Raw genomic sequence first — 667 nt, 5'->3', positions numbered from 1 at the left:
GAATAATTGCATCATCAATTGCCTTAATATAAATATCGCCCCATGTTGTCTGCATAGCAGGGTCATTCCCAAATACCTTTAAAGCAAGCAACTGGGCTTCAGGAGCGACCCCTTTAATGCCGCCATTCTCTTCATCCCCATTGGCTCCTGCGGTTCCAGCTACATGCATTCCATGCATCGAAGCCTCTTCACCAAGATCAAGGATTTCTTCATTTTCGTCCATGTAATTGTATCCATAAGGTACCTTCGCAGTATAATAGTTACCTAATAGATGGCTAGAATCCTTTATTCCACTAATTTCACTTTCAGTCAGTTCTGCTTTATTTTCATCGCTTAGAACCATATCACGGTGAGATGGGTCGATTCCAGTATCTATAATACCGACGACCATTCCTTCCCCTTTATAACCATACTCCCGCCAAGCTTCCTGAGCCTGGACAAGTTCTTTACTATAAATCAGCTCCGGCTTTTCAACAGGACGTTCATATTCATTCGCTATATGTACTTCAGCAACTTCAGGCATGGCCTCGACCTTTTTAATTTCGCCATATTGAAGCTCTGCACTGAAACCATTTACCACTGTCGTAAAGCTTTCTAGTTCCTTGAATGCTATTTTTTTCTCTTTCACTTTATTTTTCACTTTTTTCTGGTTGGCCAACTTTTCGGA

Annotated in this window: 1 protein-coding gene; it reads right to left on the bottom strand. The window is 41.4% G+C overall.

The window, feature by feature from the left end; translation table 11 throughout:
* A partial coding sequence (locus tag L4D76_RS28850; RefSeq protein WP_428444211.1) for a S8 family serine peptidase occupies positions 1 to 667 on the bottom strand: 667 nt, incomplete at both ends.

Origin of the sequence: Photobacterium sagamiensis, from assembly GCF_050337085.1 — a bacterium.
GTDB lineage: Bacteria > Pseudomonadota > Gammaproteobacteria > Enterobacterales > Vibrionaceae > Photobacterium > Photobacterium sagamiensis.
This window is presented reverse-complemented; position numbering and strand designations above follow the sequence as displayed.